Source organism: Elstera cyanobacteriorum (assembly GCF_002251735.1).
GTDB classification, from domain to species: domain Bacteria; phylum Pseudomonadota; class Alphaproteobacteria; order Elsterales; family Elsteraceae; genus Elstera; species Elstera cyanobacteriorum.
In genome coordinates this window covers 44374-64929 of the sequence record NZ_NOXS01000022.1, presented here as the reverse complement: position 1 = coordinate 64929, position 20556 = coordinate 44374, and the positions used below count along the sequence as shown (strand labels likewise).

At 61.7% G+C, this 20556-nt stretch carries 21 protein-coding genes; 12 read left to right on the top strand and 9 right to left on the bottom strand.

All coding sequences use genetic code 11. The features are described 5' to 3' along the window. Nucleotides 1–13 precede the first annotated feature (13 nt). The 7 genes from CHR90_RS02185 to CHR90_RS02155 all read left to right on the top strand — a co-directional run bounded on the left by CHR90_RS02185 (nt 14) and on the right by CHR90_RS02155 (nt 4045). A complete protein-coding gene (locus CHR90_RS02185) occupies nt 14–532 on the top strand; it encodes a peroxiredoxin family protein (RefSeq protein ID WP_094407279.1) in 519 nt (172 codons plus the stop codon). Further along, nucleotides 529–1227, top strand: coding sequence for a glutamine amidotransferase (locus CHR90_RS02180; RefSeq protein WP_094407277.1), 699 nt, complete (start codon nt 529–531; stop codon nt 1225–1227). The genes CHR90_RS02185 and CHR90_RS02180 overlap by 4 nt, the downstream gene beginning before the upstream one ends. An 11-nt stretch (nt 1228–1238) precedes the next feature. Further along, a complete protein-coding gene (locus CHR90_RS02175; protein ID WP_094407275.1) occupies nt 1239–1961 on the top strand; it encodes a helix-turn-helix transcriptional regulator in 723 nt (240 codons plus the stop codon). 73 nt (nt 1962–2034) lie between these two features. Beyond that, entirely contained in the window at nt 2035–2490 is a 456-nt protein-coding gene (locus tag CHR90_RS02170; protein ID WP_094407273.1) for an EVE domain-containing protein, read from the top strand. 14 nt (nt 2491–2504) lie between these two features. Continuing rightward, a complete protein-coding gene (locus CHR90_RS02165; RefSeq protein WP_094407271.1) occupies nt 2505–2879 on the top strand; it encodes a VOC family protein in 375 nt (124 codons plus the stop codon). Nucleotides 2880–2937: 58 nt separating this feature from the next. Then, complete coding sequence (locus tag CHR90_RS02160) at nt 2938–3318, top strand: thioredoxin family protein (RefSeq protein WP_094407269.1); 381 nt, start codon at nt 2938–2940, stop codon at nt 3316–3318. Nucleotide 3319: 1 nt separating this feature from the next. After that, entirely contained in the window at nt 3320–4045 is a 726-nt protein-coding gene (locus tag CHR90_RS02155) for a cytochrome c biogenesis CcdA family protein (protein ID WP_094407267.1), read from the top strand. On the opposite strand, the gene CHR90_RS02150 is transcribed toward CHR90_RS02155, so the two are convergent. The 6 genes from CHR90_RS02150 to CHR90_RS02125 form a co-directional block, all read right to left on the bottom strand. Next, nucleotides 4042–5574 (bottom strand): hypothetical protein, encoded by a 1533-nt coding sequence (locus tag CHR90_RS02150; RefSeq protein ID WP_094407265.1) that lies wholly within the window; start codon nt 5572–5574, stop codon nt 4042–4044. The two genes, CHR90_RS02155 and CHR90_RS02150, sit on opposite strands and share 4 nt — an antisense overlap. Nucleotides 5575–5589: 15 nt before the next feature. Beyond that, nucleotides 5590–6975, bottom strand: a complete 1386-nt coding sequence (gene pgmG / locus CHR90_RS02145; RefSeq protein WP_094407263.1) for a phosphoglucomutase/phosphomannomutase PgmG — start codon at nt 6973–6975, stop codon at nt 5590–5592. 17 nt (nt 6976–6992) lie between these two features. Then, nucleotides 6993–8315, bottom strand: coding sequence for a UDP-glucose dehydrogenase family protein (locus CHR90_RS02140; RefSeq protein ID WP_094407261.1), 1323 nt, complete (start codon nt 8313–8315; stop codon nt 6993–6995). A gap of 45 nt (nt 8316–8360) precedes the next feature. After that, nucleotides 8361–9236, bottom strand: coding sequence for a UTP--glucose-1-phosphate uridylyltransferase GalU (gene galU / locus CHR90_RS02135; protein WP_094407259.1), 876 nt, complete (start codon nt 9234–9236; stop codon nt 8361–8363). A 131-nt stretch (nt 9237–9367) separates the two neighbouring features. Further along, entirely contained in the window at nt 9368–10153 is a 786-nt protein-coding gene (locus CHR90_RS02130; RefSeq protein WP_094407257.1) for a division plane positioning ATPase MipZ, read from the bottom strand. Between the two features lie 3 nt (nt 10154–10156). Further along, the gene (locus tag CHR90_RS02125; protein WP_212668589.1) at nt 10157–10936 is read right to left on the bottom strand and encodes an enoyl-CoA hydratase/isomerase family protein; all 780 of its coding nucleotides are present in this window, start codon (nt 10934–10936) and stop codon (nt 10157–10159) included. A gap of 152 nt (nt 10937–11088) precedes the next feature. On the opposite strand from CHR90_RS02125, the gene CHR90_RS02120 reads away from it, so the two are divergent. Then, entirely contained in the window at nt 11089–11748 is a 660-nt protein-coding gene (locus tag CHR90_RS02120; protein WP_094407255.1) for an orotate phosphoribosyltransferase, read from the top strand. A 35-nt stretch (nt 11749–11783) separates the two neighbouring features. On the opposite strand, the gene gltX is transcribed toward CHR90_RS02120, so the two are convergent. Continuing rightward, nucleotides 11784–13169 (bottom strand): glutamate--tRNA ligase, encoded by a 1386-nt coding sequence (gene gltX / locus CHR90_RS02115; protein WP_094407253.1) that lies wholly within the window; start codon nt 13167–13169, stop codon nt 11784–11786. 20 nt (nt 13170–13189) lie between these two features. On the opposite strand from gltX, the gene CHR90_RS19090 reads away from it, so the two are divergent. Both CHR90_RS19090 and CHR90_RS19085 read left to right on the top strand, forming a co-directional pair. Continuing rightward, nucleotides 13190–13750 (top strand): hypothetical protein, encoded by a 561-nt coding sequence (locus CHR90_RS19090; protein WP_141210851.1) that lies wholly within the window; start codon nt 13190–13192, stop codon nt 13748–13750. Nucleotides 13751–13896: 146 nt separating this feature from the next. Then, entirely contained in the window at nt 13897–14271 is a 375-nt protein-coding gene (locus CHR90_RS19085) for a hypothetical protein (RefSeq protein WP_141210850.1), read from the top strand. On the opposite strand, the gene CHR90_RS02110 is transcribed toward CHR90_RS19085, so the two are convergent. Both CHR90_RS02110 and CHR90_RS02105 read right to left on the bottom strand, forming a co-directional pair. Then, nucleotides 14214–14594, bottom strand: a complete 381-nt coding sequence (locus tag CHR90_RS02110; RefSeq protein ID WP_094407251.1) for a thiol-disulfide oxidoreductase DCC family protein — start codon at nt 14592–14594, stop codon at nt 14214–14216. The two genes, CHR90_RS19085 and CHR90_RS02110, sit on opposite strands and share 58 nt — an antisense overlap. Further along, nucleotides 14591–15937: a branched-chain amino acid ABC transporter permease gene (locus CHR90_RS02105; RefSeq protein ID WP_094407249.1), complete on the bottom strand. Its 1347-nt coding sequence runs from the start codon at nt 15935–15937 to the stop codon at nt 14591–14593. Before CHR90_RS02105 ends, CHR90_RS02110 begins: the two co-directional genes overlap by 4 nt. A gap of 193 nt (nt 15938–16130) precedes the next feature. On the opposite strand from CHR90_RS02105, the gene CHR90_RS02100 reads away from it, so the two are divergent. Together CHR90_RS02100 and CHR90_RS02095 are read left to right on the top strand one after the other, a co-directional pair. Beyond that, nucleotides 16131–17414 (top strand): efflux RND transporter periplasmic adaptor subunit, encoded by a 1284-nt coding sequence (locus CHR90_RS02100; RefSeq protein WP_094407248.1) that lies wholly within the window; start codon nt 16131–16133, stop codon nt 17412–17414. A gap of 16 nt (nt 17415–17430) precedes the next feature. After that, nucleotides 17431–20550, top strand: coding sequence for an efflux RND transporter permease subunit (locus CHR90_RS02095; protein ID WP_094407246.1), 3120 nt, complete (start codon nt 17431–17433; stop codon nt 20548–20550). Nucleotides 20551–20556: the final 6 nt, after the last annotated feature.

Below are 20556 nucleotides of genomic sequence, written 5' to 3'. Positions count from 1 at the left end.
GGAGGAGATCATCATGCCCCGCCTGCGCCCCGCCCCCGCTTGGTCCATTGAAACCTGGCTGAACACGCCCGAACCGCTGTCGTTGGACAGTTTGCGCGGGCGGATTATCCTGCTCGGTAGTTTTCAGATGCTGTGCCCGGGCTGCGTGCAGGCGGGATTACCGCAGCTTGCCCGCGCGGCGGCGCTGTTTCCCGCCGATCAAGTCGCTGTGATCGGCCTGCATACCGTGTTCGAGCATCACGCGGCCCAGGGCGAAACCGCCCTGCGGGCGTTCATTCACGAGTATCGGCTGCGCTTTCCCATCGGCATCGACCTACCGGGCAAGCCTCTCCCCCAAACGATGGCCGCCTATGATCTGCAAGGCACGCCCAGCCTGATCTTGATCGACCGCCAGGGGTTGCTGCGCGCCAAACGCTTCGGGCATGTCGAAGATTTGTGGCTCGGTGCCCAAATCGGTGCCTTGCTAACCGAAGTGCCGCCGCCTCTCGCCACCAAGACCACCGTCTGTACCCCAGAAGGATGCACCCTATGAGCAAAACCGCACTGGTCCTGCGCCATATCGCTTTCGAAGACTTGGGCAGTTTTGCCGATCCTTTGGCGGAAGCGGGCTATGCGGTCACCTACCGCGATCCCACCGTCGATCCCATATCCGGGCTTGACCCGCTGGCGGATGACCTGCTGATCGTCCTCGGCGGCCCGGTTGGTGCCTATGAGGAGACGATTTATCCGTTCCTCGCGGCTGAAATTGCCCTGCTAACCGCCCGCCTTACAGCCCGCCGTCCGACGCTGGGAATTTGCCTCGGCGCGCAATTGATGGCCCGCACCCTGGGGGCAAAGGTTGCCCCGACCGGTCTTAAAGAAATCGGCTGGGGACCGCTCACGCTCACCGCTCCCGGCACAGCAAGCCCGCTGGCGGCGCTTGATGGGGTGCCCCTGCTGCATTGGCATGGCGATGCCTTCGATATTCCAGCGGGGGCCGAGCGGCTTGCTGCGACAGCGCTCTGTGCCAATCAAGCCTTCGCCCTAGGGCCGACGATCCTCGGCTTTCAATGCCATCCCGAAGGCTGGGGGCATGGGTTCGAGCGCTGGTTGGTTGGTCATGCCGCCGAACTGGCCGGGGCCGGGATCGATATCCCCAAACTGCGCGCCGATGCCGCCCGCTTCGGCCCCGGTGCAACCGCTGCCGGGCGGGCAATGCTGCGCGACTGGCTGGCCGCTTTACCGTAAACTGCTGCCCTATGAGCCGCAGCCACCGCCTTTTCACCCTCGTCGAAGCCCTGCGCCGCCACCGCTATCCGGTGACGGCGGCGGCTTTGGCGGAGGAATTGGGCGTTTCTGTTCGGACCATCTACCGCGACATCAGCACGCTGACCGAGCAAGGCGCGAGTATCGAGGGGGAGGCGGGCCTTGGCTATGTGCTGAAACCCGGCTTCCTGCTGCCGCCGTTGATGTTCGCGGAAGCGGAGTTGGAAGCCCTGGTCTTGGGGATGCAATGGGTCGCGCGCCAATCCGACGCCGATCTTGCCCGCGCGGCCAAACAGGCGCTGGCGAAGATCGAAGCGGTTTTGCCGACCGACCTGCGCGACCATATGGCGGGGACCGGTATGATCGTTCCCAATTTCGCCGCGACCGGCCCGGCGCCTGCATTGGCCGAAAGCCTCTCTCTGCCGATCCTGCGGACGGCCCTGCGGGAAGAACGCAAGCTCGACCTGACATACCGTGACAAGGGCGATGCGATGAGCCGCCGCACGATCTGGCCGATTGCGCTGGCGTTCTTCCGCGATGTGCGGGTGCTCGCCGCCTGGTGCGAAAGCCGCCAAGACTACCGCCACTTCCGGCTCGACCGCATGCAGGCACTGAGCCCCCTGCCCGACCGCCCCCCCGTCCGGCGGCGGACGCTGATGGCCCGCTGGCGCCGTACCCTGAATATCCCCGACCCGGACGCGCCTGCGCGCTCCTGACAGAAACTGACACAGCCCCAGCGCATCTTCCTCTCGTCGGCGCCGCCGACACTCACCGACGCGAGAGGATGCGATGCTGCCCTTCCCCGACCAACCGCCCGCCCATTGGATCGCCGTCGCCTGCGCCGAGCATGTGGCGAACGGCCTTGCCTGGGGCATCATGCAGGTCTGCCACGGTAAATCTGCCCCGCTGCGCCGGGTTAAACCCGGCGACCGCGTGGCCTATTACTCCCCCACCGTCACCTTCAACCGCAACGGCCCGCGCGGTGACGCCTGCCAAGCCTTCACGGCCTTGGGAACAGTGGCGGAGGGATCGGTCTACCAGGTCGAACTGGCCGAAGATTTTCATCCCTTCCGCCGCGATGTGATCTGGCAGGCCAAGGGCCGCGCCCCGATCCAACCGCTGCTCGATCGCCTCTCCTTCACCCAAAACCGCCGATCCTGGGGCTACGCCTTCCGTTTCGGCCTGTTTCCGGCGACGGGGGCCGATCTCGACCTCATCGCCGCCAATCTTACCGCAATCGCTTAATCAGGAGCACACTCATGTCCCGTACCAATGTCGCCGTTTGGTTTGAAATCCCGTCCATCGATTTCGACCGGGCCACCGCCTTCTATGAAGCCTTGTTCGGCGTCAGCCTGCGCCGGGAAAACATCGGCAGCGGCACGCTGGGGATTTTCCCCTACGAGCAGCCCGCCCTCTCCGGCTGCGTCATCCACGGCCCGATGTACCGCCCCGCCGCCGATGGCCCGGTGATCTATCTGAATGCCGATGGCAAGCTGGATGATATGTTGGCCCGGGTGACCACCCTCGGCGGCAGCGTGGTGACGCCGAAAATCGCCCTGCCACCCGGGATGGGCTTCTTCGCCCATATCCGCGATAGCGAAGGCAACCGCGTCGGGCTGCATAGCGACCTGTAACCTTTTCCGGGGCGGTGACGAAGCAAAGGCGTGTTCCTTAATATTCTGGAGGCCCTTGATGAAGCTCGCCGCCGCCCTGCTCGTTGCCCTGCTCGGTTTTGGCGCCGCCCCTGCGGCAGCGCTGGAGACCAAACCCTATTCGGCCCCGGCCCTCACCGAGGCAAAACAGGCCGGAAAGCCGATTGCCCTGCATTTTCATGCCGATTGGTGCCCGACCTGCCGCGCCCAAGCTAAGGCGTTCCAGGCGCTTGCGGCAGAGGCAGGATTGGACGTGACCATCCTGACGGTTAATTACGATACGGAAACAGAGCTTAAGCGCAGCCTGAATGTTCGCACCCAATCGACCCTGATCGTTTACAAAGGCGGTCAAGAAACCGCGCGCCTTGCGGGGGTAACCGATAGTGAAGCCCTTAAAAAAGCGCTGAAATCGGCCCTTTAGCATGGTCAGTATCGCTGACGCGGGGGTGAGCCTGCTGGCGGGGGGATTGACGACCCTCAGCCCCTGCGTCTTCCCGCTTCTGCCCTTGGTTGTTGGCAGCGCCACAGCGCGCCATCCGGTGGCACCTGTCGCAATGGCGGCAGGCCTAACCCTCTCGTTCGTGCTATTAGGCGGTATCGTTGGGGCCTTCGGGGCACACATTGGTCTTGATACCGACCGTCTGCGCCCGATTGGCGGGGCGCTCATGATGCTCTTTGGGCTGATACTAGGGATGCCCGTGCTGGAGCGCGCGTTTGCCCAATGGATTGCCCCGCTTGCCAATCGCGCCGCCCATATGGGCGCGGGCCGCAATGGTACCGGTGTCGGGGGGGCCTTCCTTGTAGGCAGCACGCTTGGACTGGTTTGGAGCCCGTGTTCTGGGCCTTTCCTTGCGGGAACATTGGCGCTCGCCGCGAGCGAAGGCGGGGCTTTAACGGGCGGCGGACTGTTGGCCTTGTTCGGCATCGGGGCGTCGCTGCCCCTCCTCGGGGTTGCTTATGCCTCCCGGCAAGCGCTCACCCGCGTGCGCCCCGCGCTAATGAACCAATCGGGCAGACTGAAAAAAGGCATGGGGGGTGTCATGCTGCTGACCGGCCTCGCCGTCTTGACCGGGGCGGATAAGCGCCTGGAGGCGATTGTTTTGGATTATCTGCCAGAAAGTTGGACGGCGCTTACGGTTGCGTTCTAATCCGCCGCAATTCGCTTCAAGACCCGTAGGGTACCGACCCGCTTTAGAGGTCGGTACTGCGTTAGCGCGTCGGCAAAGCGCGGGTCTTGCGCAAAAAACTCTAGATAATCCAGCGGGCGCAGACGGAAAGCCGCCTCGTCCTGCGCGGTTTCGGCCAGGATCAGCGCTGGCTTTTCCCGTACCACCGCTTCCGCCACCCGATCCAGCAGATAGGTTTCCGCCGAGGATCGCGCTTCAGGGGGGTGAAGCCGCAGCTTGCCATCAGGCCCTGGCGCGTCATCCTCATAGAGCGCGGGCAGCAGCCACAGCGACATGAACGGCATCGCCAGCCGGTTGCCAGTATAATTTAGGACTGGCGCAGTCGGGTCCATATATTGCGTGAGCCAGAGGACCGGCCGCCCCCCAGCCTCCTGACGGATCAGGGTTTCCACCTCGCGCGCGCCGCTTTTCAGATAATCAAGCTGCAAGCGCAGCGGCGGGCTGAGATTGCCGCCGAGCGCCAGCATGGCAATCGCCAGAGCCGCCAAAATGCGCGGCGCCACCCCTTCCAACACGCGGGCTAACCCATAGGCCGCCAGCAGGATTGTTAAAATCCGGGCAGGCAGAAAATGATAATCCCAGTCCTTAAACTGCAGCAGCCCCGCCAGAATCGCCCCAACGGCCAGCACATAGAGCACGGCGGCAATCGGCCGCCCGCTGCGCAGCGCCCAAGGGCCAAGACAAAGGGCGGCGATCAGCAGCGGCGGCAGTTCGGTGCCAGTAATCATATCGATCCCGCGATCGAGATCGAAAATCCGGTAATTATCGGCCGCCAGTGGTAGCATATCGTTGAAATAGGCGGGATAGAGCGCGGCGGTTGCCCAAAGGTAGATTACCCCCAACAGCAGAAACAGCCAGGGTTCAAGCCGCTTCATCCAGGCTTTCGGGCCCCCGTGGGCCAGCAGCAGCAGTTCCACCGCCGCACCGAGAATGGCGAAATGCGGCTTCTGGGCAATCCCGATGAATGCCAACGCCGCCGCGACCGCGCGCCATCCCAGCGCCCCGCCACCCGCTCCCCGCAAAAACCGCACGGCCAGCGCGCCATAGGGCAGCATGACCGCGACCATCAAATGTTCCCGCTCGCCAAAGGAATCGCTGGGGCGGACCAGCAGGGTGATAACCCCGACGAGCGCAATCACCCGCCGTTCAGTCTCGCTCAGCGACGGTCGGACGATGCGATAGGCCCAGACCGCGCTGCCACCGATCACCAGCAGGCAGAAGACGACGAACCAAAAGACCGGCGTACCCATCCCCAGCCGCCCAAGCCCGGCGGGGATAAGGTCGAGCCAATAACCCATCGGCGGGTTGAAATCGATGAGGTCGCGGTAAAGCGCCTCGCCGTCCCACATGCGTTCGGCAAAGCGCAACATCGCCGCCGCATCGGCATTGAGCGGCGGCAAAAAAGCCGCGATCCCCCAGATAAGAAGAATCGCGGCTAGCAGCAGTGTATCCGCCGACAGGCGCCGGGAAACTATGTCGCTCGGCGCCATCAGCGGCCCCTGGGATTAGAACTGCGGCGGGGTGACGCCGCTCGGCGCCAGCGCCGCCAGCAGTTCCGCCTTCAACCGCTCCAACCCCGCCGCATCGGCCGCTTCGCAGCGGGCAACCAGCACGTCCTGAGTGTTGGAGGCGCGCAGCAGCCACCAGCCGTCCGCCGTGTTCACCCGCACGCCATCGACGGTGGAAACATTGGCCCCGACCTGGGTAAGCCGTTCTTTCACTTCCGTAACGACCGCGAATTTCCGCGTATCGGCGCAGGGGAAGCGCAGTTCCGGCGTGTTCACCCGCGTCGGCAGTTCATCGCGCAGCGTTGCCAGCGGCTTGCCGGCCCAGGCCACGGTTTCCAGAACCCGAACGGCAGCATACAGCGCGTCATCGAAGCCGAAATAGCGGTCGGCAAAGAAAATATGGCCGGACATTTCACCCGCGAGCGGCGCGCCGGTAACTTTCATTTGCTTTTTGATCAGCGAATGGCCGGTGGCCCACATCATCGGCGTGCCGCCCAAACGGGCCACTTCGTCGAACAGTACTTGGCTGGCCTTCACATCAGCAATAATCGTCGCGCCGGGCAGGGCTTCCAGCACCGGGCGGGCGAGCAGCGCGAGAATCTGGTCGCCCCACAGCACGCGCCCCTGACCGTCGATCAGACCGATGCGGTCGCCGTCACCATCGAACGCAATGCCAAGGTCGGCCCGATGCTCCGCCACCGCCGCCTTCAACTGCACAAGGTTCTTTTCCTCGGTCGGGTCGGGGTGATGGGCCGGGAAAGTGCCGTCGATCACTTCGTTCAGCAGAATATGCCGTCCGGGCAAGCGCCGGGTCAGTTTTTCCATCGCAACGCCCGCCGCGCCATTCCCGGCATCCCAAACCACCGTCAGCGGGGCGCCTTTGAAATCCTGGATTAGTCGGGAAACGTAACGATCCATCAGATCGAGCGAAACCGATGACCCAACGCCCTTCTTGAAGCGGCCTTCGGCGGCAATCTGACCGATGTCCTGGATCATCTTGCCGTAAACAGGGCCACCCATCAGCATCATTTTGAAGCCGTTATAATCGGGCGGATTGTGGGAGCCGGTGATCATGATCCCGGCTTCCAGCTTTTCCGACGCGGCGGCGTAATAAAGCATCGGCGTCGGCCCCAAGCCAACGCGAACGACCTGCGCCCCCGTGCTGGTGATCCCATCAACCAGCGCCGCTTCCATATCCGGCGAGCTGAGCCGCCCGTCATAGCCTACAGCAATGCGCGGCGCGCTAACGCCCGATTGGTCGATCACATAGGTCGCGAAAGCCTGGCCGAGCGCCTGGGCATCGGCCCCGGACAGGGTTTTCCCGACGATCCCGCGAATATCATACTCGCGCAGAATGGTCGGTTCGAAACGATAGGCGCTCATGCCTCAGCTTCCTTATCTTACTCGGCCGCCGGCAGCGACACGCGGCCAACGCAGGTATATTGGAACCCGGCATTCGCCATCATTTCGGGTTCGTAAATATTGCGCAAATCCACCAGAATTGGCGCCTTCAGCAGGGTTTTGACCCGCTTCAGATCGAGGGCGCGGAACTGGTTCCACTCGGTGATGATCACCAGCGCATCGGCCCCGCCCATCGTTTCATAGGCGGTATCGCACCAAACGACCCCCGGCAGCAGCTTTTCGGCCTCATGCATGCCTTCAGGGTCGAAAGCCCGCAAGGAAGCCCCGGCTTGTTGCAGGGCCGGAATGATATCCAGGCTGGGGCTGTCGCGCATATCATCGGTATTCGGCTTGAAGGTCACGCCGAGGATCGCCAGCGTCTTGCCCGCCACCGACCCACCGCAGGCGGCAATCACCTTATCGGCCATGGCGCGCTTGCGCTTATCGTTGATATCCACCACGGTTTCGATGATACGCAGCGGCGCCCCAGCTTCCTGGGCGGTACGCACCAGCGCCAGCGTATCCTTGGGGAAGCACGACCCACCGTACCCCGGGCCGGGGTGCAGGAACTTCTTGCCGATGCGCCCATCGAGCCCGATGCCCTTGGCGACGTCATGCACATCGGCGCCCAGCTTTTCGCACAGATCGGCGATTTCGTTGATAAAGGTGATCTTGGCCGCCAAGAAGGTATTGGCGGCATATTTGATCAGTTCCGAGGTTTCGACCGAGGTGAAAACAATCGGGGTTTCGATCAAATAGAGCGGGCGATAGAGGGCGCGCATCACCTCGCGCGCCCGTTCCGTCCGCGCGCCGATAACCACGCGGTCCGGGCGCATGAAATCGCCGATCGCCGAACCTTCGCGCAAAAATTCCGGGTTCGAAACGATATCGAAATCGGCGTTCGGGCGGGTTTCGCGGATGATCTTTTCCACTTCCCGGCCCGTACCGACCGGCACGGTCGATTTGGTCACGACGACCGTGTGACCATCCAGCGCCTCGGCGATTTCCTTCGCCGCCGCGTACACATAGCTGAGGTCGGCATGCCCATCGCCCCGGCGCGACGGCGTGCCGACGGCGATGAACACCGCATCGGCTTCCGCCACCGCCGCCTTCAGGTCGGTGGTGAAGAACAGGCGCCCGGCCTTGGCATTGTTTTCGACCAGCTTGTCGAGACCCGGCTCGTAAATCGGAATCTCACCGCGATTGAGCCGGTCGATCTTGCTGACATCCTTATCGACGCACGTCACCGTCACGCCGAATTCCGAAAAGCACGCCCCCGACACCAGACCGACATAGCCGGTCCCAATCATGGCAATCCGCATCAAACGATCCTTTCCTGCGCGCCGCCGTTCAGCAGCCGACGCGATTTACGCGGTATAAGAGGCCAGAATACGGCGGACGGCGTCCGACATATCGTCCCGGTCCAAAGCGAAGGCGATATTGGCTTCGAGGAAGCCGACCTTATCGCCGCAGTCAAAACGCCGCCCCTCGAAGCGCAACCCGTGGAACGGTTGTTCGTCGATCACATCGGCCAGCGCATCGGTTAGCTGAATTTCCCCGCCCGCGCCGCGATCCTGGCGTTCCAAATGGGTCAGCACCTGCGGGTCAAGGATATAGCGGCCAATGATGGCAAGGTTCGACGGCGCCATCGCGGGCTTCGGCTTTTCCACCACGCCGCGCACCTGCACAAGGCGCCCATCGTCCGACACGGGATCGAGAATGCCATAACGCGAGGTATGTTCCTTCGGCACATCCATCACCGCGACCATCGAGCCGCCGAGATCCTCATAGGCTTCGATCATCTGCTTCAAGCACGGCTGATCGGACAGAATAAGATCGTCGGCCAGCAGCACGGCGAAGGGTTCGCCATTGATCAGCGCGCGCGCGCACCAGACGGCATGGCCGAGGCCCAAAGGTTCCGGCTGGCGGGTATAGGCGATGCGCCCCGGCCCCAGCGGAATATCCTTGATCAAGGCCCAAAGATCGTTCTTGCCCCGGCTTAGCAACGCATTTTGCAGCTCTGCCGAATGGTCGAAATGATCCTCGATGGCTTCCTTGCCGCGCCCGGTCACGAAGATAAACTCTTCGATCCCCGCGTCGCGCGCCTCTTCCACGGCGTATTGGATCAAGGGTTTATCGACCACCGGCAGCATTTCTTTCGGCATTGCCTTGGTGGCTGGCAGGAAACGGGTTCCCAGTCCGCCGACAGGGAAAACAGCTTTACGGACCTTGCGTGCGGCCATGAAATCCTCGGATAACAGCTCGCGGCATCCGGCAGCCCATCAAGCCGCCAAAGGGGGTGCCCCGATTGCCCGCTTACTTGCCACATCCCGCCATTACGGCGCAAGTCGCGGGGCGATTAACCTTTAGTAATCTACTCGCTGGAAAGCGTCGGCAAATCCGGTAGATTGAGGACCGAGAGCAGCGCGCGCACTTCCTGCCGGGCGGCGACATGGCTCATCGACACCTGGGCATTCACCCCTTCGTCGCGCAGATCCAGCAGGGTTAGCCCCTTCAAAAACAACTCGCGGAAGATCACGCGCTCGGAAAACCCAGGCGCAATGCGGAATCCCACCCGCCCCGCCAGTGCTTCGAGCGCTTGCGCCACCAACTGCTTATTGCGCGCATCGACATGGGCAAGGCGGTTGCGCATAACGATCCAATCGAGCGGCGGCAGGCGCCCGAGCGCGCGGCGCTTGCGCTGCTCCCATACCATTTCGGCATAGGTTGACGGGCGCAAAACCGCCAGCGTGTCGGGATCGACATGGCCGATCACGTCAAAGTCGATGAAACTATCGTTGAGCGGCGTGATCAGCGTATCGGCGATGATATGCGCCTTGCGCGACAGCGGCGTATCGGCCCCCGGGCAGTCGATGACCAGCACTTGATGACGGCGCCACAGGCCTTCCACCACCTCATCGAACTTCTCGGCTTCGGCGGGCAGCAGGGACGCATGCTCTGGGATCGGGATTTGCGCGCCAGACATCGCCCGAAAGGCCGTGCGGTTCTGGAAATAGCGCGTCAGCGTGCCTTGGCGCGCGTCGAGATCGAGCGAGGCGACGCTCAGCCCTTCGCGTAGCAGCCCGATGATCAAATGCATCGCCGTGGTGGATTTACCCGATCCGCCCTTCTCATTCCCCAGAACGATGATATGCGCCATGCCTTAGCGTCCTTTGAACTCAGGGCTACGTTTGTTTACGAATGCGGCAATGCCGGTCTGATAATCTTCGGTATCGAAGCAGGCGAACCCTTCCGCCAGGTCGGCATCGGTCAGTGGCGCGGGATCATCAAGGCGGCGGGCGAATTTCTTGTGCCAACGGTTGACCAGCGGCGCCCCGGCGGCGATGCGCTCTGCCGCCTGCTGTGCTTCGATCAGCGCCTGACCATCCTCGACGATGCGGGAGACGATGCCGTAGCCCTTCGCCTCATCGACGCCAAAGATACGGCCTTCCAGCAGAATTTCGACAGCGGCCTTGCGCCCCAGCGCCCGGATGAAGGCACCGATTTCCGGGTAGGACATGACGAAGCCGAGCTTGTTGATCGGCACCCCGAAGGTCGCCCCCGCCCCGGCAATCCGCACATCCGACAGGCAGGCGAGTTCTACCCCGCCGCCGATGCAGCGGCCTTCGATGGCGGCCACCAGCGGATGGGGGAAATTTTCAAGCTGGGTCAGCGTCGCATACATCAGCTTGGCATAGGCGCGGGCCTGATCGGGATCGGCGCGCAGCGTCTGGAATTCCGAAATATCGCCGCCCGCGCAGAAATGATTACCTGCGCCGGTCAAAATAACGCAGCGAATACTATCGTCTTCGGCAAGCTCCGTCAGCGCGGCGCCGACACTGCGCCAAAGATCGGCATTCAGCACATTGAGTTTTTCAGGCCGGTTCAGCGTCACCGTTACAATACCGCCCTGCCGCGCCACCCCCAATGCTGACATCGTCATCGCTTTCCCTTCTCCCCAGCCCCTTAGGCTATGAGAAATCAGAAGCCTGCGCCCGGTGCAAGCGAATCCCGCGCCCCGCCTGTAGGACTGGACAGCGGCGCGCCCGCGCTTTATCACCCGCCCATCTTTTGCGCCTTAGCCCCGGGGGTTCCATGTCGCTTACGCCCGCCCAAGCCGTCGCCCGCCTGCTGCTGGAAATCGAGGCGGTGCATATCCGCCCGCAGCAGCCCTTCACCTTCACCTCGGGCACGCTTAGCCCGGTCTATGTCGATTGCCGCAAGATCATCGGCTTCCCACGCGCCCGCAAAGCCGTGATCGACTTTGCCGTGCAGAAGATTTCCGAAGGCATCGGCTATGAGCGGATCGATGCGGTGGCAGGCGGGGAGACGGCGGGCATTCCCTATGCCGCCTGGATCGCCGATCGGCTGGGCCTACCGATGCTCTATGTGCGCAAAAAGCCCAAGGGCTTCGGGCGCAACGCCCAGATCGAAGGCAGCTTTAAGGATGGCGACCGCGTTCTGCTGGTCGAAGACCTCGCCAGCCAAGGCGGCAGCAAGGTTACCTTCATCAACGCCCTGCGCGAAGCGGGCGCCCAGTGCGACCATACGTTGGTGGTTTTCTTCTACGCGGCCTTCGGCGGCGGGCTAAAGGTGTTGGACGACCTCGGGGTCACCCTGCATTACCTCTCCACCTGGAAAGAGGTGCTGGAAGTGGCCGATATCGACAAGCGCACGTCGGCCGCCGATATGGTGGAAGTCCGCAGCTTCCTGGCCGATCCCGACGCTTGGTCGAAGGCCCACGGCGGGCCGTAGCCTCAAATGAGGGGAGTCTGGGGCACAGCCCCAGACTAGGCGAGCGCGTCCGCCAGCCGTCCCAGGCTTTCTTCCCGCCCGAGCAGGGCCATCACCTCCGCCACACCGGGGGAGTTGGTGCGTCCGGTCAGGGCGGCGCGCAGCGGCTGGCCGAGCTTGGCGAACGGCAAATCGAGCACTTTGGCCTGGGCTTTTACCAAAGCCGCCAGCGCCTCGTGCGACCAATCCTCTTGCGCCTGCAAGGCCTCATAAACCGCGCGGATGCGCGGTTTCGTTTCGTCGGTCAGCAGCGCTTGCGCCCCCTCCTCCACCGGAATTGGGCGGGCGGCGAGGTAGAAGGCGGCGGTTTCGGCGAGATGGGGAACGGTCTTCGCCCGCTCCTTCAGCCCCGGCATGGCCGCCGTCAGCAGCGTCTTTGCCGGATCGTCGGCGGCGCGGCCGAGGTGCGGCAGGATCAGCGCGGCGAGGCGGGCATCGTCGGCATGTTTCATGAAATGGAAGTTGGCCGACACCAGCGCATCCATATCCAAACGCGCCGGGCCTTTGCCCAGGTGGGTCAGGTCGAAGTGCGGCGCGGCGGTTTCGATCGTCGGATGCTCTAGCCCCGACGCCCAACCGAGACCCATCAGGTACGACAGAACCGCTTCCGGCAAATAGCCCTGATCGCGGTACTCGCCGATGCCGACCGCGCCGTGGCGCTTGGAAAGTTTCTGCCCGTCTGGCCCATGAATAAGCGGAATATGGGCATAGACCGGCCGTGCCGCGCCCAGCGCATCGTAAATCTGCGCCTGACGGGCGGCGTTGGTCATATGATCGTCGCCGCGAATCACATGGGTCACGCCCATGTCGATATCGTCCACAACGGTGGAGAGCATATAGGTCGGCGACCCATCGGCCCGCAGCAGCACGAAATCGTCAAGATCGCTGTTGGCAAAGGTGATCGTACCGTGCACCCGATCGGGGATAATCGTGCTGCCGGTGCGCGGTGCTTTGAGGCGGATGACGAAGGTTGCACCTTCGGGCGCTTCGCTCGGGTCGCGGTCGCGCCAGCGGCCATCGTAGCGCGGCGGCAGGCCGCGCCGGGCAGCCGATTTGCGCATTTCTTCCAGCTCTTCCGCCGTCGCATAGCAGCGGTAGGCCTTACCCGCCGCCAGCAACTGCTCGGCAACCTCGATATGCCGGGCGAGGCGCGTGTGCTGGAAGGTCGGTTCGCCGTCAAACGTCAGGCCCAGCCAGTCCAGCCCTTCGAAAATCGCCTGCACCGCCGCGTCGGTCGAGCGCTCGCGGTCGGTATCGTCGATGCGCAGCAGCGCCTTCCCCCCCGTGTGACGGGCATAGAGGATGGTGAACAGGGCCGTGCGCGCCCCGCCGATATGCAGCATCCCCGTGGGCGACGGGGCAAAACGTGTGATCGTGCTCATGCCGGGCGGTATAGCAGCGGATGGCGGTTTGGGCTAGGGTGGAGAGAAAAATGCCTTTCAAGGGCGTCATCCAGTCACACACTTTTAGCGATGCCAAAATGCTCATTCGTTTCATAATGTATATATTTCTTATTTTCAGCGCACCGGGGGTCATTGCCGCCATATATTTGTACGGAATTTTATTTCTGGCGGCGATGATCATGAAATCAAAACTGGATGGTAATTTTATTATATTTCTATTAACATATACAATTGGACTTTTAGGATGGATTGGACTTACGAGATTAATATTCACAACAAAAGAATATTTAATAAAATCAAAATCATTAAAAATAATGATATTATTAGGAATAGTTTCAAATTTTTATTTTTTTACGAAGATGAATAATTTACTTTTTGGCGAAGAGACTGGTGCATTTTTCTCTGGCTTCATGGTAAATTATATTGCTTTAAGTCCAATTTGTTTTACAGTTTTCCTAATTATATATCGCCTTATGGACAAATTTACGCCATCTACTGACTACGGAAAAATAGCAGTGGATATAGAACCTGATCCTGAAAAAATCTCACCATCAGTCTGATATGATCGATGCGAGGGAAATACCTATTCGCCTGGACATATTTCTTTGTTACGGATCAAGAATAATAGATAGAGGTATATTATAAATCAACAGAGGATATTGAGGTTTGATGAAAAAATTCACCCTCACCGCAATAGAGTTTTTTTATGAGTTCTGATTTTATTTCTACTCATTCAATGGGCGTTTTTGGGATTAACGCTAATCTACTTTTTCCTATCCTTGTTTTTGGCGGTGCCGGATGGTGGGGGCTCTATCAGACGATCAAGCGCGCCCGAGCCGGGGAGCCTATGGTCTCGCTCTTTGATACCGCTCTGATGCTAATCGGCATGACGGTTTACGCGCCTTATCTCTATGCTGGTGGAAACACGCTTTTCCTGCTGAAACTCGACGGTCCAAGCGCGATCTTAGCCTATGCCGTCAATAGTGCCCCCCTGCTGATGGGCGGGTTTCTTTTGATGAAGCGCTACCTATGCCGCCGCCGGTCCCAAGCAAACAGCAGCGGCGCCAGCGCGCGATCATAGAGAAACACCGCCACCGGCTTGATCCCCCGCGCGCCGATGATCCGCCCGAGCCAGCGGTAGCGCGGCAGGTGCGACCAGAGCAGCAAGAAAGCGTCGATGCCGATATGCACCCGCCCCTCGGCATCCAATACATGCAGACGCTTACGTACCGCGATGGGATCGAAACCACGCGCCTGCGCCTCGGCCGGGTCGGCGGCGATATCGACCCACCCGAGGCCGAGGCCCGCCGCGCCATCGATCCGGCGGTAATGGTCGATTTCCACCCGGCAGACCGGGCAGGAGCCATTATAGAGCGTGGTGCAGGTGGGCGGCGTGTCGGTCATGAGCTTGTCTCGTTTTTAGTGCCAAATACGCCCGTTGGCCGCACGATCAACCCACCGACGAGCAGGACGAAGACGGCGAGATCGCGCATTTCGTTCGACACGAAGCCAGCAAAGAGAATTTCCACCAACCCGACCAGCAAAGCGCCCGCCATCGCCCCGGTCAAGCTGCCGATACCGCCGAGAATAGCGCCGGTCAGCGCTTTGAACCCCAGGGCAAGGCCGATGCTATGGTCAGTCTGGCCGTAATAAACGACCGAAACGAGGCCGCCCAGTCCCGCCAGCGCCGTCGAGAGCATAAAGGCGCGGGCGATGACCTTATCGACCGGCACCCCCAACAGTGCCGCCATTTTCGGATCGGCGGCGCAGGCGCGCAGATCGCGGCCAAAGCGCGTGCGCTGCACGGAATAATGCAAGGCGATCCCGACACAGAGGGTCAGCAGCATCAGCGTAAGTTGATTGAAGCTAAAACGGACGGTGGACTCGCCCAAATGCAGCGTCCAACCGCCGCCGATCAGCGGCGGTAGATATTTGCTGCGGGCGCCTTGGGCGAGCAGCACGCTGTTCTGCACCACGAGGGCGAGGCCGATGGCGGCGACAAGCGGCGTTAAGCGGCTGTCGCGCCCAAGCGGTCGGTAGACGCTACGGTCGATCACCGCGCCCAGCACACCGCCATAGGCGAGCACAGCCATGACGGCGGCGGGCAGCAACACCCAGGCGCTGTCCACGCCCGCCCCGCCCAGGAGAAGGATCACGATAACTGCCAGGATGGAGCCGACCATCGCCAGCTCCCCAAAGGCGAAATTCACGATTTCCAACAAACTGAAGATCAGCGCGTAGCCAACTGCGATCAAGGCATAGAGACTGCCGACCGAGAGGGCATTGAGCATCTGCTGAACGAAATAGGCCGTACCGCTAAGCGCCTGTTTTTCCCACACTTGCCCGGGTTGGTAGAGTGTCGGCCCCGCCCCCGGTAGTCGCGCCCAGAGATCGAGCACCATCAGTTCCCGGTCGCTCAGTGCCCCGCGCCGCAGGGTTTCGACCGCCCGCAGCGGCGGGGTCTCCAGCGCTTGCGCCCGGGCGGCGAAATGGCAGGTCAATGCGTCCCGCTCCCCCGCCCCCCAGGAAAATTCGATCCGCACCGACAGCGGGCCAACTACCTGCGGCACGCCGCGCGTTACAGGCCTATCGGCGGGTTCGAAAGCCGCCACCAAATCGGTACAAGCGGCCAGCAAATCGCGCGGCTCTTTCTCGCAGGCCGTTAGCAATAAAACTGTCAGAAAAGCCGATGCAATCCCGAGATGATAGCGGCGCGCATAACGCCTTAGGAAAGCCATAATCTGCATCTTTCCTATCCTAGACCCCTCGCAAGAGATTGCGACCTCAACCCTGCCCTGCTCGCAAAAACGGGCGGGGTTCTTTTTTTTGCGATGCACACTCTCTGCGGGGATGGGCAAGCCCCCCGAGTCCTATATATTGTCAGGCGTAGTCTGACCGCTGTCATTTTTCAAGGGCGGTCCTGAGCGGGATGGGGTTCTCATGCGGGCGAAAATTGGCTGGTTGGGCGCGGGCGCGGTACTGGTGATCGGCGGAATTGTCGGATGGCAATCGCCGCAGGTGCGCGGCTGGGTTCAGGCCCAGGTCGGCACGGCCCAAAGCGAGGCGCCTGCCGCCGGGCAGGGCCGCGGCGGCGCCCGCCCGCCGCAACCGGTTTTTGCCAGCCCCGCCGAACAAGGGCCGCAACCGGTGGAAATCACCGCCATCGGCTCCGTCCAAGCGACCGAAGTGGTCGGCGTTAAAGCGCGGATCGACGGCATTATCCTCGACGTTCATATCACCGATGGGCAGGAGGTGAAGGAAGGCGATCTGCTCTTCACGCTCGACAGCCGGTCGATTGAAGCGCAGTTACGACAGGCGGAAGCCAATTTGCAGCGCGATCAAGCGCTCTCGACCAACGCCAAACGCACACTGGACCGGCAAACCGCGCTGGTCGCCAGTAACATCGCCTCCCAATCCGCCCTGGATACCGCCCGCACCGCCGCAACCACCGCCGATCAATCGATTAAAGCCAGCCAAGCACAGATCGAAGCGCTGCGCGTCAGCCTCGGTTATACCAAGATCACCGCCCCGATCAGCGGGCGCGCTGGGGAAATCAAGCTGACCAAGGGCAACCTGGTGAAGGCGAATGACACAAACTCGCTGGTCACTATCCGCAAGTTACGCCCGATCAATGTGCTGTTCTCGGTCCCGCAGAAGCATTTCTCGGAACTCCGGGACGCGATGAAGACCGGCAAAGTCGCTGTGACCGCGCAAATCCCCGACCGGCCCGAGTTGACCGTGAGCGGCGAAGTGACCTTCTACGACAATACCATCGATCAGACGACCGGCACCTTCCAGGCCAAGGCGACCTTCGTTAATCAGGATAGTGCACTGTGGCCGGGGATGTTCGCGCCGCTGGTCGTGCGCCTTGGCGTCGAAGCCAATGCCATTAGCGTCCCGACCGCCGCCATCCAGACCGGGCAGCAGGGGCAGTTCGTCTACATCGTCGCGCCCGCCGAAGGGGCGCCGGAGGCCAAGCAGGCCGAGTTACGCCCGATTACCGTTGCCCGCACGGTCGGCGCCCGCAGCGTCATCGCCAAGGGGCTGAAGCCGGGTGAAATCGTTGTAACCGATGGGCAGTTGCGCCTGACCAACGGCACCCGCGTCGAGATCCGTGACCCGAACGCCACCGCCCCGCGCGGCAATCGCCCCGGCGGCGGCCAAGCTCCCGCCGCCCAATCGGGGGCCGCCACCACCGCCCAACAGCCGCCCGCCCGCAGCTAACCCGCAGGAGCCGTCGATGAACCTGTCCGAACTCTGCATCCGGCGCCCGGTCATGACAGTGCTGCTGATGGCGGCGCTGTGTATCATGGGGGTAGCAGGCTATAAGCAAATGCCGGTGGCTGCCTTGCCGAAGGTGGATTTCCCCACCATTGTCGTGACCGCCAGCCTGCCGGGGGCCAGCCCGGAGACGATGGGCGCATCGGTGGCAACGCCGTTGGAGCGGGAATTCTCCAATATCTCCGGCATTACCTCCATCACCTCCACCAGCACGCTCGGCAATACGCAGGTGGTGCTGGAGTTCGATTTGAACCGCAATATCGATGCGGCGGCCTTGGATGTGCAGTCGGCCCTATCGGTCGCCACCCGCCGCCTACCACGTGAAATCCCCAACCCGCCGTCGTTCCGCAAGGTCAATCCGGCGGATGATCCCATCCTGTTCGTCGCCGTCTCCTCCTCCGTCCTGCCGCTCAGCCAAGTGCATGATTACGCCGAAACCTTGATGGCACAGCGGCTCTCGACCCTCACGGGTGTATCGCAGGTCAATATTTTCGGCGGCCAAAAGTACGCCGTGCGCGTGCAGGTAAACCCGCAGTTGATGGCCTCGCTGGGCATTAGCATCGACGATGTGCAGCGCACGTTGGTGTCGTCCACCTCGACGACGCCGGTCGGCAGCCTCAACGGCGACAAACAGACGCTGATCTTGAAGACCAGCGGCCAGCCGGAAACGGCGAAGGACTTTGGCCCCCTGATCGTGACGTACCGCAACGGCGCCCCAGTGCGCCTGAGTGATATAGCCACGATCATCGACTCGGTACAAAACGACCGGGTGGCGAGCTGGTACAATGGCACCCGCTCCATCACCCTCGCGATCCAACGCCAACCGGGGGCCAATACGATCGAGGTTGTCGATGCCGTCAAGGCGCTGATCCCAGTATTCCGCGCTCAGATTCCGCCCTCGGTCAATATTTCAGTTCTTAACGACCGATCCATCTCAATCCGCGACTCGATTGCTGATGTGCAATTCACCTTCGTTCTGACTGTGGGCTTGGTCGTTCTGACCATCTTTTTATTCTTACGCAAGATTTCGGCAACATTGATCCCATCGCTGGCGCTGCCAATGTCGATCATTGGTACGTTCGGCGGTATGTATCTTTGCGGTTTTAGCCTCAACAATATCTCGTTGATGGCGCTAACTCTGGCGGTCGGCTTCGTCGTCGATGACGCGATCGTGATGCTGGAAAATATCGTCCGCTACACGGAAAAAGGCCTGTCGCCGATGGAGGCGTCGTTGAAGGGCAGCCGCGAAATCGGCTTCACCATCATCTCTATTACCCTGTCGCTGATTTCCGTCTTCATTCCGGTGCTGTTCATGGGCGGCGTCGTCGGGCGCGTGTTCTTCGAATTCGCGGTGACGATCAGCATGGCGATTCTGGTATCGGGCTTCGTCTCGCTGACGCTGACGCCGATGATGTGCTCGCGCCTGCTGCGGCCCCATCATGGGGAAGAACGGGAAAATCTGTTCGGCCGTATTCTCGAAGGCGGCTTCATGGCGATGCAGCGCGGGTATGATGTCACCCTGCGTGCCGTGCTGCGCTATAAGTTCGCCACGCTGCTGTTCACCATTGCCCTAACCCTTTATACCGCCCATGAATTCCGCCAGATGCCGCGCGGCTTCTTCCCTGAAGAAGACAATAGCCTGCTGACGATTTTCACCGAGGCCAATCAGGATACCGCCTTCCCGGCCATGGCGGAAAAGCAGCAGCAGTTGGCCGCCATCGTCGCCGCCGATCCCGATGTCGTCACGGTCAATTCGGTCGCGGGCGGCTTCGGGTCGCGCGGCGGCAATACCGGGCAGATGTTCGTCGAGATCAAACCGAAGGATCAGCGCACGGTTCGCGAGATCAAGACCATCGCCAACCGGCTGCGGACAAAGATGCAGGCGGTGCCCGGCATCAATGCCTTCGTAAACCCGGTGCAGAACCTACGTATCGGCGGGCGGCAGTCCAACCTTGCCTATCAATATACGCTGCAGGGCGTCGATACGACCGAGCTTTTCGCCTGGGCGCCGCGCCTGGAAGGGGAACTGCGGCGTATCCAAGGTGTGCAGGATGTTTCGTCCGATCTGCGCATCCGCTCGCCGCAGGCCATGATCGACATCGACCGCGACAAGGCCGCCACTTTAGGCGTGAGCATCGATACGCTGCGCACGACGCTGTATAGCTACTTCGGGACCCGCCAAGCCTCGACGATCTTCACGCCGGTGAATGACTATGCGGTGATCCTAGAGGCCGATCCGAAGTTCCAAAGTAGCATGAACGGCCTCAACGCCGTCTATGTCCGCGCCGCCAACGGCACGCTGATCCCGCTTGAGACCTTCGCCAGCGTTAACCGCTCGGTCGGGCCGCTGTCGGTCAATCACCAGGGGCAGCTTGCCTCCGTCACCCTCTCCTTCTCGCTATCCGAAGGGGTGCCCCTGGGGCAGGTTGTGGCCGCGATTAAGGATATGGAACATCGCCTGGGCTTGCCCGTGACGATTTCCAGTGCTTTCCAAGGCTCCGCCAAAGTGTTCGAAGACGCCGAACGCGGCCAGGGCATGCTGCTGCTGGTGGCCGTGCTGGCGGTCTACATCATCCTTGGCGTTCTGTATGAAAGCTTCATTCACCCGATCACCATTCTCTCGGGCCTGCCCTCCGCCGCCCTGGGGGCGCTGCTGACGTTGCAAGCTTTCGGGATGGACCTGTCGGTGATCGCCATCATCGGCATCATCATGTTGATCGGGATCGTGAAGAAGAATGCGATCATGATGATCGACTTCGCCCTAGAGCGGAAACGCGAGGGCGAGACAGACGCAGAAAAGAGTATCTACGAAGCCTGCGTCATCCGCTTCCGCCCAATCATGATGACGACCTTCGCCGCCATTATGGGCGTCTTGCCCATCGCCGTCGGGCATGGCGCCGGGGCGGAACTGCGGCAGCCGCTGGGGGTTTCGGTGGTCGGTGGCCTGCTGGTATCGCAGTTGCTCACGCTCTACATCACCCCAGTGGTGTACGTCTATTTCGAGAAACTATCGGAATGGCTGAGCCGCAAGCCCAGCGTTCCGACCGAACCGGTACCACCGCCCGCACCGGCGGAATAGCAAAAG

What these genes read in the sequence shown, in the direction of transcription:
- CHR90_RS02160 (WP_094407269.1), top strand. Translation starts at nt 2,938, where the DNA reads ATGAAGCTCGCCGCCGCCCTGCTCGTTGCCCTGCTCGGTTTTGGCGCC.
- CHR90_RS02140 (WP_094407261.1), bottom strand. Translation starts at nt 8,315, where the DNA reads ATGCGGATTGCCATGATTGGGACCGGCTATGTCGGTCTGGTGTCGGGG.
- CHR90_RS02180 (WP_094407277.1), top strand. Translation starts at nt 529, where the DNA reads ATGAGCAAAACCGCACTGGTCCTGCGCCATATCGCTTTCGAAGACTTG.
- CHR90_RS02120 (WP_094407255.1), top strand. Translation starts at nt 11,089, where the DNA reads ATGTCGCTTACGCCCGCCCAAGCCGTCGCCCGCCTGCTGCTGGAAATC.
- CHR90_RS19085 (WP_141210850.1), top strand. Translation starts at nt 13,897, where the DNA reads ATGAGTTCTGATTTTATTTCTACTCATTCAATGGGCGTTTTTGGGATT.
- gltX (WP_094407253.1), bottom strand. Translation starts at nt 13,169, where the DNA reads ATGAGCACGATCACACGTTTTGCCCCGTCGCCCACGGGGATGCTGCAT.
- CHR90_RS02110 (WP_094407251.1), bottom strand. Translation starts at nt 14,594, where the DNA reads ATGACCGACACGCCGCCCACCTGCACCACGCTCTATAATGGCTCCTGC.
- CHR90_RS02130 (WP_094407257.1), bottom strand. Translation starts at nt 10,153, where the DNA reads ATGGCGCATATCATCGTTCTGGGGAATGAGAAGGGCGGATCGGGTAAA.
- CHR90_RS19090 (WP_141210851.1), top strand. Translation starts at nt 13,190, where the DNA reads ATGGCGGTTTGGGCTAGGGTGGAGAGAAAAATGCCTTTCAAGGGCGTC.
- CHR90_RS02185 (WP_094407279.1), top strand. Translation starts at nt 14, where the DNA reads ATGCCCCGCCTGCGCCCCGCCCCCGCTTGGTCCATTGAAACCTGGCTG.
- CHR90_RS02150 (WP_094407265.1), bottom strand. Translation starts at nt 5,574, where the DNA reads ATGGCGCCGAGCGACATAGTTTCCCGGCGCCTGTCGGCGGATACACTG.
- CHR90_RS02175 (WP_094407275.1), top strand. Translation starts at nt 1,239, where the DNA reads ATGAGCCGCAGCCACCGCCTTTTCACCCTCGTCGAAGCCCTGCGCCGC.
- galU (WP_094407259.1), bottom strand. Translation starts at nt 9,236, where the DNA reads ATGGCCGCACGCAAGGTCCGTAAAGCTGTTTTCCCTGTCGGCGGACTG.
- CHR90_RS02105 (WP_094407249.1), bottom strand. Translation starts at nt 15,937, where the DNA reads ATGCAGATTATGGCTTTCCTAAGGCGTTATGCGCGCCGCTATCATCTC.
- CHR90_RS02100 (WP_094407248.1), top strand. Translation starts at nt 16,131, where the DNA reads ATGCGGGCGAAAATTGGCTGGTTGGGCGCGGGCGCGGTACTGGTGATC.
- CHR90_RS02170 (WP_094407273.1), top strand. Translation starts at nt 2,035, where the DNA reads ATGCTGCCCTTCCCCGACCAACCGCCCGCCCATTGGATCGCCGTCGCC.
- CHR90_RS02125 (WP_212668589.1), bottom strand. Translation starts at nt 10,936, where the DNA reads ATGACGATGTCAGCATTGGGGGTGGCGCGGCAGGGCGGTATTGTAACG.
- pgmG (WP_094407263.1), bottom strand. Translation starts at nt 6,975, where the DNA reads ATGAGCGCCTATCGTTTCGAACCGACCATTCTGCGCGAGTATGATATT.
- CHR90_RS02095 (WP_094407246.1), top strand. Translation starts at nt 17,431, where the DNA reads ATGAACCTGTCCGAACTCTGCATCCGGCGCCCGGTCATGACAGTGCTG.
- CHR90_RS02155 (WP_094407267.1), top strand. Translation starts at nt 3,320, where the DNA reads ATGGTCAGTATCGCTGACGCGGGGGTGAGCCTGCTGGCGGGGGGATTG.
- CHR90_RS02165 (WP_094407271.1), top strand. Translation starts at nt 2,505, where the DNA reads ATGTCCCGTACCAATGTCGCCGTTTGGTTTGAAATCCCGTCCATCGAT.